Origin of the sequence: Streptomyces sp. NPDC001027 (assembly GCF_040299045.1) — a bacterium.
Taxonomy (GTDB): Bacteria; Actinomycetota; Actinomycetes; order Streptomycetales; family Streptomycetaceae; genus Streptomyces.
On the sequence record NZ_JBEPBI010000244.1, the window covers coordinates 1 to 11,277 of the forward strand.

Sequence of the window (11,277 nt, forward strand, 5' to 3'; positions counted from 1 at the left end):
CCGGTGCTCGGAAACGGGCACGCCGGGTGCGGGAAGCGGTCTGGGGAAACGGGCCGGTCGACAAGACCGGCACCGCGCCCCGGATCGACTTCACCGTCCACAAAGACCGCCGGCTGAGGGAGTTCGTCGACACCCACGAGTGGATCACCTGCTACTTTCTGCCGGCCTATGCACCCGACCTCAATCCCGTCGAGGGCATCTGGTCCCTGCTGCGGCGCAGCAGCCAGGCCAACACCGCCTTCTCCGACCCCGAACACCTCATCAGCACGCTCCGACATGGTCTCCGCAAGATCCAGTACCGCAGCAACCTCATCGACGGATACCTCGCCGAAACCGGCCTCACCTCGACGACACCACGACAACAACGTCAGTAACGTCCACTCAGACGTCGGTATCTGAGCCAGCAGCCTCTTGGAAAAGCTCAAGTCCGGCCCGTGCCGCGCCGACCGCAGCCGGCCAGCCCGCATAGAACGCCGTCTGAACGATTAGGCCACGCAACTCATCGACAGTGACGCTGTTGTCCACTGCGCGGCGCAAATGAACCGCGAGCTCGTCGGTTCGTCCAAGCGCGGCCAGGATCGAGCAGGTGACGACGCTGCGATCGCGATGACTCAGTTCGGGCTGCTCCCAGACATCACCAAACAGCACCTCCTCTCGAAGCCGTCCCAGTTGAGGCACCGCGGAGTACACCGGGTTCGAGCTCGGGTTGGTCATCAGCTGTCCTTTCGCCTGACGTTCCGGTGGAACTCGGCCCTGGGATGGCCAGATCGACAACGCGTAGGGCTTTGACATCTCTTTGGGCGATCAATATTCGCCTCAAAATTACATCATTAATTTTGTCTGACATTGAAGCGATCGTCAATGGTAGATCCGGCTTGGTGGAGATGCGGCCGGGAGCTGCAAGCGACCCCCGCGCCGCGCAGATCCATGGCCACAGGCTTCTACGCCGCCGAGGACGTGGCTCCTTGTCGGGCCCCGGACAGGCTGGCCTGATGAAGAGTTGAGCGGAGCGTCCGGCCCGCACGGCTTCCCCGTCGAGGGAGTCCAGCAGTTCCCGCACGCCTCGACGACGTCCTTGGACTACCATCGAGCACAAGGCATTCAAAGGTGCGCTACCGCTCCCGCACCGACTGGATCGTCATCGTCGAGGACCACGGCGCTGAGGCAGTCTCCCTCGACGATGCCTGCCAGAGGGTTCACCTACCCCCTCGACGGCAAGGGGCAGCGCCGCGATGCCGGCGCTCGGCGTCAATCCGATGGTGAAGAACGACGCTGACCCACCGCACAACCAACGCGGTCATGGCGGCCCACTCATCCTGAGCGTCGACTCGCACAGCGAGGCTTCTTCTCTCACTCGTGGTGCCGTGCCAGCAGGCGCGGCACCACGCGGTACACAATCTCCAGGGCAAGGGGTTCGGTTATCAGCGTCCCGGCGCCTGAGACGCGTTGCGGCACCGGGTTGCGATGGGCGTCCAGGTGCTCGGCAGCCCGGGGCACGTTCCTGACTGAGAGAGGGAACAACGGGACCCAGACGCTCGCCCTTCTCACCGGCTGGACGCGGACTGCCGAGCATGCAGCGGCCTCACACCACGAGACCTGAAGAAGTCGGGGCTTGCGCTGAGGTGACCTGCGCGGAGTGCTGGTGCGGGTCGCCTGCGGCCGCCAGAGTGGGGGTGGGTCTTGGCGGCAGGGGGTGGTGGCGATGTTGCGTGTGTCCGGACCACGGGACGCATGGTGGGAGGTGCTGCCGGAGCAGGCGCGGCAGTTACCCGCCGAGCTGGCCGAGATCGACGCGTACTTGGACGATGAGCGGTTCATCGCCCCGTGGAGGGCCGTGTTCGCCGAACGGCTGGGGCGGCCGTCGGTCCCGGTCGAAACGCTGCTGCGGCTGCTGTATCTCAAGCACCGGTACCAGCTCGGCTACGAGTCGCTGTGCCGTGAGGTGGCGGACTCGCTGAGCTGGCGGCGGTTCTGCCGGATCCCGCTGACCTCCCCGGTGCCGCACCCGACCACGCTGGTCAAGCTCGTGCGCCGCAGCGGCCCCCAGATCATCGAGCAGCTCAACGCCGCACTGCTGGGCAAGCTGGTGGAGGACAAGCTGTTGCGGTGCCGCAAGCTGCGCATCGACACCACGGTGATCGAGGCCGACATCGACCACCCCACGGACGCCGACCTGCTGGAGCACGGGGTCCGCAAGCTGGGCCGGCTAGTGCGTCGGATCAAGGCCGCCGGCGCGGCCGGGCGCACTCCGTTCCGGGACCGCAGCCGATCAGCGGGGCTCCGCCTGAAGCAGATCTCCCAGACCCTGCGACGCCGCACCGGCCAGGCCCTGGGCGAGATCGACCGGCTCACCGGCGAGGTCGCCGCCATCGCTCGTGCGACGCTGCGGAATGTGGCCGCCGTGGAGCGCAACGCGCAGCGCACACTGCACAGGAGGCCCTCGGGGCGGCTGGCGCACCTGGTCGGTGAGCTGGCCGAGACGGTGGCGGGCACCCGGCGCCTGCTGGAACAGACCGCGTTACGGCTGACGGGGATCCGCACGATCCCCGACCGGCTGGTGTCGTTGGCCGACCCCGACGCCCGGCCGATCCGCAAGGGCAAGCCCCAGCACCCCACCCAGTTCGGCTACACCGCGCTGGTGGCCGAAGACGAAGACGGCTTCGTCCTCGACCACCAGGTCAACCGCGGAAACCCGGCCGATGCCCCGCAACTGGTGCCCTCGGTCGAGCGGGTGACCGCTCTGACCGGTCGCGTGCCGGCAACCGTGGTCGCCGACCGCGGCTTCGGCACCGCGGCCAACGACCGGGCCCTTGCCGAACTCGGGGTCCGGCGCATCGGCCTCCAACGCACCGGCACCCCGGGAAAAGCCCGCCGGGAATACGAACGCAGCCGCCCGTTCCGACGGATGCGCAACTGGAGAGTCGGCATCGAAGCCCGCATCAGCCACCTCAAGCGCACCTTCGGATTCCGCCGCACCCGCCTCCGCCGCCTCGCTGGCGCCCAAACCTGGGCCGGATACGGAATCTTCGCCTACAACCTCCACCGGATGACCGTCACCGCCCGCTGAACGACGACGGCACCCGACGCCCGACAACCGGACCACTCCACAGCCACGGTTCTTCCACCAGGCCAAATCCTTTTTCAGGGACAAGTAGCTAGTCGGCAGTCGCCCCCGCACCCGCACCCGACGGCACCGACGCGGGACTGACGTGCTCTCGCAGGTAGGCCAGATGCTCCTTGATGGCCTTCTCTCCCGCCGCAGCGTCGCCGTCGGCGATTGCCTTCACGATCCGGTCGTGCTGCGCGACGGTCTCGCGGCCCACCTCGGGCGAGAGGTCCAAGTGGTGCACCGGTTCAGTCTCGCGGTGCAGCGCAAAAACGAGTGACGCGAGCACCCGGTTACCAGACATTCGCGCGATTGCGGTATGGAATCGCGCGTCGAGTTCAGGGACGAGCGGGTCGTCGACGGAGCGGGACTTCTGCTCCTTGACGATCCCACGCAACTCGGCGACGTCCGCTTCCGTACGATTCCCTGCCGCGAGCATGACCGACGGCACCTCGAGATGCTCCCGGACGAGTGCCACCTCCTCGAAGTCCACGCCGCCGAGCTTGAGCAGGTTGTGCATCGACTCCTGCACCACCTGACCGAGCGCCTTGTAGTCAACGGCCTGCACGAAGCTTCCGCCATGCATACCAGGAACCTTACGGATCAGACCTTTGGTCTGGAGCGAGCTCAGAGCCTCTCGGATCGTCGGCCGACTGACGCTGAACTGGCGGGCGAGCTCCGACTCGGCGGGCAGCTTGGTCCCCGCACGCAGCCGTCCGTCAAGCACGGCCTCTTTGATCGCTTCTTCAACCTGTTCCCGCGGGCGCAGGACCCGCTGCCCGAGCTTCGGCGCGGCCACACTGAGGTCTGTTGGCCTGTCGTTCACGAGCGCCCCTTAACGTACGACGGTTGACAGAGTTTAAGAATGGATACCTACTGGAAAATAGAGTACTCGCTCTGTCCCCATCGAGTGATGGGCCGACTCGGCAACTGAGCGTGGGGGCGGTGATGCTCTCCGCCACCGCCGTACGACGGGACGGGCGACGCCAAGCGGGATGTCGTGGGCGGCCCCACCACCCATCCCTGTGATACGAGACGCTCGGGTTCGGACAGGCCGCCGTCGACGGTCGTGGGGGTTCTGCGTTGTGGTTGCCCAGCAACCGGCCACGACGGCATGGCAGATACTGGCGTCGACGACCTGATGTCGCTGCAGTCGGTCCGTGCTTGGACCTCTCAGCCACCGTGTGGTCGCGCGAGCGGGGCACTGTGCCCGATGAGCACCGTTTCCTCGCCTGTTCGCCAGTTTCCCAATGCAACACAGGGTCGGTCAGCTCGGTATCAGGGGCTGTTCAGCCGGTGTCACCGTGATCACAGCGGCCCAGGGCGAGCCCATCCCAACCGTGATGTGATGAGTAGTCACGGAACAGCCTTCAGGCAGGCCGGCGCTTCACCAGGAGCGGCAGTCGTCCCTGCTGCACGGCCTCACCGTGCTGGTTGGTCAGGGTGTACTTCCGGTCGAGCACGCCGCGACGCCCGTCACTCGTTGCACGCTTGCCGACGATCTCCACCACCGCGTGGACCGTGTCCCCCACGAAGATCGGGTTGAGGAACCGCCACTCCTCGATTCCGAGGAGGGCAATGGTGGACGCTTCCCAGATCCCCAGCCGGTTCGAAAGCCCGGTCATGACACTGAACCCGAGCGGACCATGCGCGATGCGCTGCCCGAAGGCGCTGGCCTTCGCGAATATGTCGTCGGTGTGGATGGGGTTGTAGTCACCGGACAGCCCGGCGAACAGCGAGATATCGGACTCGCCGATGGTCCGGCTCGGGGTGACGAATTCGTCACCGAGCTGGAAGTCCTCGAAGTAGTACTCAGGGCGCTCCATGGTCACTTCTGCCGTCCTGCACCGGCCACAGAAGGGGTGACTTGGAGTTCTTCTTCCACCTGGTTCGGGCCGAAGGCGCCGGCATACGCCAAGGCTGCGATCTCGTGTTGGCTGAGGCCGAACCTGCCGGTCAGCACCGCGTCGCGGTGTTCGCCCAGACGGGGAATGCGTGCCCGCTCCTGTACGGCGAAGCCGGTGGGGTCGGTCGGCTGGACGAAAGTGTCACCGATGCCGTCGTCGACCTCGATGTACATGCCTCGATCGTGGAAGTGCTCGAGCTCGAACACCTCCTGCATGTCAAGGACCGGGGCAACCGGCACATCAGCGCGCGTGATCGCCTCGATCACCTCGTCGCGCGGCAGCTTCCTGCTCCACGCCTCCACGGCCTCTTCGACCTCGGCCTTTCGCTTCGAACGCTCGAGGTACGTCGCGTAGCGCGGATCGTCGCCGAGCTCGGGCCGGCCTATCGCCCTGGCGAGGCGCTGCCACAGTTCGTCGCGGTTGACTCCGATGTTGAAGTAGCCGTCCTTCGCCTCGAAGACTCCATAGGGAACGCCGTGGAAGTTGTTGGAGCCGGCAGCCTGCGCCACGTCACTGCTCGCCGACTGTATGCGGGCCAGGGCCACTGTCATGAACGGGAGCGTGCACTCCGGAAGAGCCAAGTCGATGAGGCGGCCCTCACCGGTCTGCTCACGGTGACGCAGCGCGAGCAGGATCGCTGAGTGCGCGGTCATCGCCGCGGCGATGTCGCCGAGGGCGAAGCCACACCACACTGGACGACCGGAGCGGTCGCGGGTCAGCCCGGTCGAGCCCGACAGCGCCTCGCCCACCATCGCCAGCCCGGCACGGTTCGCGTCCTGGCCCGAGTTGAAGAGACCGAACCCGGAGATGACCGCGATGATCAGCCTGGGGTATCGCTCCCGCAGTTCCACCGGGTGGATTCCGAGCCGTTCGAGGGCCGAGGCGCGCATGTTGGTGATGAACACGTCCGCCTCTCCGAGCAGGCGCTCGCATATGTCACTCCCGCCCTCGCTCTTGAGGTCGAGCACGACACTGCTCTTGCGCCGGTTCAGCGAGCCGTAGTAGCCGGACACGGTGCCCTCGTCGGTCTGCCGGACGGGCTGACGCGCACGGCTCTGCTCGCCCTGCGGCGGCTCGATCTTGACGACATCGGCACCCTCGTCGGCCAGCAGCATGCCGCAGTACGGGCCGGCGATCAGGTGGGTGAGCTCGACGACCTTGAGATCCGACAGCACGCCGTCGGTGACGGTGTCGATAGTTGCGTTGCTGGTCAACTCACTTCTCCTTCATCGCCGACCACGAAGTCGAACAGATAGGTGGGCTCGGCCTCTCGCATCACGACCCGGACCCGAATGTCCGGGGTCAGGTCGTCCCAGGCCGCCCTCACGCGGCTCACGCAGCGCACACCCTCGTCGAGGTCCACCAGACAGAGCACGTACGGCGCCTCATCGGCGAAGATCGCAGGCGCGGCACTGACCTCGGTGTAGCTGCGCAACACGCCGTGACCGCTCAGCTCCATCCACTCCACGTCGTCGCTCCAGCAGTCGGGGCAGACGGGCTTGGGCGGGAACGTGATGTGCTCGCACTTTCGGCACTTCGTGGTCTGGAACCGTCCCTCACGAAGTCCGTCCCAGAACGGCCGGGTGAATTCGGTGACGCGGGGGGGGGTACGCCAGTGTCTTCGTCATGGGGCAATCTCACCTCTCGCCCGGTCAGGAGTTCGTCAGGATGTGCATCATCGTGGCGTTGTAGTCACCCAGCTCCGCCGTCACGGCGCCGATGCCCGCGTCGGCGATCTGCCGGGCACCGGCCTCACCACGAAGCTGCTGCACCGCCTCGTAGACGTTGTAGAGCGGGGTGACGTGCGGCGGGTGGCCGCGGCTCGCCAGGCCTCCGGACGGCGACACCGGGACCTGCCCGCCGATGCTCGTCGCACCGTCGCCGGCGGCCAGGCCGCCAGTACCTCTCGGGAACAGGCCCACCGACTCTGTGAGGATCAGCTCCACGATCGAACAGGGCGCGTAGACCTCGAGGAAGTCAAGGTCGGCGGCCGTGATGCCGGCCGAACGGTATGCCTTCGCCGAGGCCACCTCCGCGGACTCGAACCAGGTCAGGTCGCGGGGGCGGCTGGAGACCTGGTGGATGCCCTCGTGGTAGAAGCCACGGCCCACCACGTCAACGTACCGGCCGAGGGACCGCGCGACGTCGGGGCGGGCGACGACGATCGCTACGGCGCCGTCCGACCGCGGCGGCACGTCGAGCAGGCCCAGCGGCCGGACGATCGGCCGCGCGTTGAGGACGTCCTCGACCGTGATTTCCTTGCGCAGGTGGGCGATCGGATTCAGCGAGGCGTGCTTGCGGTTCTTCACCGGGATGGCGGCAAGTTGCTCACGAGTGAGGCCGTAGTCGTGCATGTAGCGAGTCGCGTTCAGGGCGTACCAGGAGATCGGAGTGACCCCGAACGGGACATGGAAGTCCACGTCGCCTACGGCACGCATCGACAGATGCATGTGCTCGCCGGTCGGGACGTGCAGTTCCCGGTTCACTCCCAGCGCCACGGCAACCTTGGCCTTGCCCGACGCCACTCGGTCGACGGCGAGGTCGAATGCCAGGCCGCCTGTCATGCCGTTGCCGAGCACCTCGACCAGGATGTCGTCGATCGGCATCTCCAAGTAGCCGGCCATGAACGTGCCGAAGTATCGCTGCTCGGCGTACGGACGCGGCAGGCAGAACACCAGCGCATCGATGTCGTTCTTGCTGAGGCCGGCGTCCGCCATCGCCTCCACCAAAGCCCGCAGCATCATCTCGTGTTCGAGGACGTCAACGTACTTGCCGACCGGCAACGCTCCGATGCCAACGACTGACGCCAATGGTTCCATAATCGGACCGTCCACTCTCGCTCAGTCTGACATTTAACTGTCTGCTATCTAACTACCGATGGACGTCGCACGTCAAGCCTCACGTCACCTGTCGATAGGCGCCCTAGCCTCTTTCGCGGAAGGCGGAGTAGAGGTTGACGTAGCCGCGCTCGACCCGGCGCCGTGCGTGTTTTGCGGCTACCTCACGCGATGGAGGGGCGAACCCATGCCCCTCGACGAGAATGCGCATGAACGCAGCCCGGGCGGCAACAGCAATGGCATCATGCAGGGCCTTCTCGTCCCAGCCGGCGCCGAAGACCGCCTCTGCGTCAGCCTGAGCCAGCTTCCCGGGCGTCAGCGTCAACTTGCGGACGTAGGCGAGCAGCGGCCGGAGCCGGACTCCCACCGGAGCTGTGTCCAGGTCCTCCAGGAGTGCCTCGACCAGACCTCGCTCCACGCCCCACGCATAGGCGACCTCGGCGTGAGCCCCGGCGACGAACTCACAGCCTCCGACACCGGCGGCGTACGCGAGAATCAACTCCCGCTCCCCCTGGGTCAACGACGACGGCCCGTTCATGAGAGCCTCGCTCATCTCGGACCACGGACGGTAGACCTCCGGGTAGAGAACGAACACATTCGGTGGGCCGGCATCCTCCGGCAACGATGCGAAGAACGGCACAGGGCTCCCCTTTCGAGACCGATCGGAGGATCAGGAGGCGACCAGTTCGTCCGCGACGTCGTCCTTGCGCACGTCACGCAGGCCGGTCTTGCCGTGGTGGCGGTCAGCCTCCTTGTAACCGAGTGCATCCTCGGCGATGAGGATTTTCTGCACGTTGGCCGAGCCCTCTCCGTTGAAGTAGTGGTCGGCGTACGCCTTGAGCCACGACACGCGGTACTCGCGCGCCAGGCCGTAGCCACCGAAGATCTGGGCCGCTTTGTCGGCGCAGAACTTCGCGGTCTGCGACGCGTGGAACTTCGCCAGGGACGAGATGCGGTTGGACGGCTGCGACTCGTCCATGGCGTTTGCCGCCTTGTAGACCAGCGCGCTGCTGGCCTCAATGGCCACGGCCATCTCGGCGATGTCAGCCTGGATCATCTGGAACCGACCGATCGGCTGTCCCCGAACGACGCGCTCATTGGCGTACCCGACCGCGTCGTCGAAGCAGGCACGGGCGGTGCCGAGCGCCTTGCCGGCCACCATCAGGCGGCCCAGCTGCAGGGACTGCATGATGACCTTGAACCCGTCGCCCTCCCCAGCGAGACGATTCTCGACGGGCACGACGAAGTCGTCGAGATAGACGATATTGGTCCGGAAGGACTTGGAGAGCAGAGTGTCGATCGGCTCGGCCGTGAAGCCCGGGTACTTCTTCGGCTCGACGATGAACGCCGAAACGCCGCGCGCTCCCGCCTCCGGGTCGGTCTTCGCCAAGAGGATGCCGACGTCGGTCTGGTTGGCGATCGACGCCCACATCTTCTGACCATTGATGCGATAGACATCGCCGTCGCGCCGCGCCACGGTCTTCATGGCCCCTGCGGCATCCGAGCCGCTGCCCGACTCAGTCAGCGCCATCATCCCGATGCTCTTGCCGGCGAGGATGTCCGGGACGTACTTCATCACCTGGTCGGGCGTGGCGGCCGCGTAGATGGACATCGGGCAGGTCGAGCCCTGCTGATTGTTACAGGAGGCGAAGCGCGGGTCGTGACGCGCCATCTCCTCCTGGATGACAGCAGCGGCCAGGAACCCCATATTGCTGCCACCCACGGACTCGGGGAACACCGCTCCGTAGAGACCGAGTTCACCAGCCCTCCCGATGAGATCCCGCGGGAACTCACCCCTCGCTTCGAAGCCGTCCATGAACGGAACGACCTCGTTCCGCATGAAGCGGATCACCAGATCGCGAACGGCCTCGATCTCATCAGTCATCACAGGATCCATCGGTCTTCCTTCTCACTCTTGGGTCCTTTGCGGGCCCATACCGCCTGAGGGGAGGTCTGTCGTTGGCCGGAGACTGACAGCCACCTCCAAACCATATGCATTCTGCTTAATATCTGACAAGAACTAGACTGTCAAAGTGCCCCAGTCCCTTCGTTCTCACAGGACCGCACCCAGACCGCGAACCGACGAGGAGAGCAGAACCCCATGAACAACACCGACGAGCAGGTCCTCCTGACCGAGATCAGCGACGGCCTTGCCCGCCTGACGATCAACCGTGCCGAGCAGATGAACACGCTCAACCGGGCGCTCACGGCCGAGCTGAAGCGCACCTTCTCCGAGCTCACGGGGAACGCCGACGTACGCGTGGTCCTGCTGAGGGCGGCAGGAGACAAGGCATTCTGCGCCGGCGCCGACCTCAAGGAGCCGCGGGTGCACACAGCTCCCCGGCTCGAGGAGTGCCTGGCCGGCGAGCCCGGCGTGTTCGACCTGATGCGCCGGTGCCGGCAGATCATCATCAGCGAGGTGAACGGATGGGCCGTCGGTGGCGGCATGCAGCTCGCCCTCTTCTCCGACCTGACCTTCGCATCCGCGGGGGCCCGGTTCAAGCTGCCCCAGGTAGGACTCGGCATCATCCCTCCCTACGCCACGACATCGCGGCTCGCGCGCCAGATCGGCCAGGGACGTGCGATGCAGATGCTCCTCCTGGGGACAACGATGGGCGCGGAGGACGCCTTCCGGGCCGGCCTCGTCCAGGGCGTGGCCGCCGACGCCCACGCACTGCATGTGCAGGTCGAGGACACCATCAGGACCCTTCTCGCACTGCCGCCGACCAGCCTCGCGATGGCGAAGAACTCGCTGCTGAGCGGACTCGAGATGACTAGCGAGTCAGCCGCGGAGGCCGACCGCTTCCGGGACTACGCACTGAAGCAGCACAAGGAGACGACACTGGCCGCCGGTAGCTCAGGGAGCAAACACCCTTAAATAACACAATAAATATTCTTTCAAAGTCCGACAGTAGTCGAGTTCCATCCGTCTGGAACGAACGATGCCGGCGCCCCGCGCGGAGCTTCGACTTTGTCGACCGGCCTCCCCCATCGTGAACACCGGCATGCCAGCAAAAGGGCGCAGCACGAGTTCGGCGCTGGGGTCGGCACAGTCGTCGTTGATCCCATCAGGCTGTCTCGAAGGAGATGTCGTAGGACACCTTGGCCTCGGCCAGCAACACTCTTCGTGTGGCCGGCAGGCGGCCACACGAAGCCCGAGGGACAGCAGTGACTTTGAGGACATACTTGCCGGAGACATCAACGGGCTGAGACTGATGCGGGTCGATAGCTCCACGAACGCCACGAACGAGTCAGTCAAGGTCACCGCGCTGATGAAGGTGCGATGTAGGCGTCGGTGGGGTGGATTCCCAGCCGACCATCCCACCGCGGACTAGTGCTGGATTCCTCTTTCGCTGGGTATATGTCCTGGTGGCGGGGTAGTTGAGGGTGCTCGGGGGCGGGTGCTGGGCAATGGTTTTATGGGCAC

The 11,277-nt window shown here is 65.8% G+C and carries 11 protein-coding genes and 1 pseudogene; 3 read left to right on the forward strand and 9 right to left on the reverse strand.

The window, feature by feature from the left end; all coding sequences use genetic code 11:
• Positions 1–374, forward strand: a 374-nt coding sequence (locus ABT300_RS36155) for a transposase (RefSeq protein WP_351685121.1), incomplete at its 5' end; no start/stop codon positions are given.
• 7 nt (positions 375–381) lie between these two features.
• On the opposite strand, the gene ABT300_RS36160 is transcribed toward ABT300_RS36155, so the two are convergent.
• Positions 382–714, reverse strand: coding sequence for a carboxymuconolactone decarboxylase family protein (locus tag ABT300_RS36160; RefSeq protein WP_351685124.1), 333 nt, complete (start codon positions 712–714; stop codon positions 382–384).
• 988 nt (positions 715–1,702) lie between these two features.
• Here ABT300_RS36160 and ABT300_RS36165 point away from each other — a divergent pair.
• Positions 1,703–3,067 carry an ISNCY family transposase gene (locus tag ABT300_RS36165; RefSeq protein WP_351685127.1) on the forward strand — a complete coding sequence of 455 codons (1,365 nt, stop codon included), beginning with the start codon at positions 1,703–1,705 and terminating at the stop codon, positions 3,065–3,067.
• A gap of 88 nt (positions 3,068–3,155) precedes the next feature.
• Here ABT300_RS36165 and ABT300_RS36170 read toward each other — a convergent pair whose 3' ends face one another.
• From ABT300_RS36170 to ABT300_RS36205, 8 genes and pseudogenes are all read right to left on the reverse strand, one after another.
• Positions 3,156–3,932: a FadR/GntR family transcriptional regulator gene (locus ABT300_RS36170; RefSeq protein ID WP_351685130.1), complete on the reverse strand. Its 777-nt coding sequence runs from the start codon at positions 3,930–3,932 to the stop codon at positions 3,156–3,158.
• Between the two features lie 544 nt (positions 3,933–4,476).
• A complete protein-coding gene (locus tag ABT300_RS36175) occupies positions 4,477–4,932 on the reverse strand; it encodes a MaoC/PaaZ C-terminal domain-containing protein (protein ID WP_351685146.1) in 456 nt (151 codons plus the stop codon).
• Between the two features lie 2 nt (positions 4,933–4,934).
• On the reverse strand, positions 4,935–6,227 hold the full coding sequence (locus ABT300_RS36180) for a CaiB/BaiF CoA transferase family protein (protein ID WP_351685132.1): 1,293 nt from the start codon (positions 6,225–6,227) through the stop codon (positions 4,935–4,937).
• Positions 6,224–6,472 carry a Zn-ribbon domain-containing OB-fold protein gene (locus ABT300_RS36185; protein ID WP_351685148.1) on the reverse strand — a complete coding sequence of 83 codons (249 nt, stop codon included), beginning with the start codon at positions 6,470–6,472 and terminating at the stop codon, positions 6,224–6,226. Before ABT300_RS36185 ends, ABT300_RS36180 begins: the two co-directional genes overlap by 4 nt.
• A 15-nt stretch (positions 6,473–6,487) precedes the next feature.
• Positions 6,488–6,574 (reverse strand): annotated as a pseudogene (locus ABT300_RS36190) (zinc ribbon domain-containing protein); the annotation flags it as partial.
• A 91-nt stretch (positions 6,575–6,665) separates the two neighbouring features.
• Complete coding sequence (locus tag ABT300_RS36195) at positions 6,666–7,823, reverse strand: thiolase family protein (protein WP_351685135.1); 1,158 nt, start codon at positions 7,821–7,823, stop codon at positions 6,666–6,668.
• Positions 7,824–7,935: 112 nt separating this feature from the next.
• Positions 7,936–8,490 (reverse strand): carboxymuconolactone decarboxylase family protein, encoded by a 555-nt coding sequence (locus tag ABT300_RS36200; protein ID WP_351685138.1) that lies wholly within the window; start codon positions 8,488–8,490, stop codon positions 7,936–7,938.
• A gap of 30 nt (positions 8,491–8,520) precedes the next feature.
• Positions 8,521–9,735 (reverse strand): acyl-CoA dehydrogenase family protein, encoded by a 1,215-nt coding sequence (locus ABT300_RS36205; RefSeq protein WP_351685141.1) that lies wholly within the window; start codon positions 9,733–9,735, stop codon positions 8,521–8,523.
• A gap of 216 nt (positions 9,736–9,951) precedes the next feature.
• Between ABT300_RS36205 and ABT300_RS36210 the strand changes: the two genes are divergently transcribed.
• Positions 9,952–10,728 (forward strand): enoyl-CoA hydratase/isomerase family protein, encoded by a 777-nt coding sequence (locus ABT300_RS36210; RefSeq protein WP_351685144.1) that lies wholly within the window; start codon positions 9,952–9,954, stop codon positions 10,726–10,728.
• Positions 10,729–11,277 lie beyond the last annotated feature (549 nt).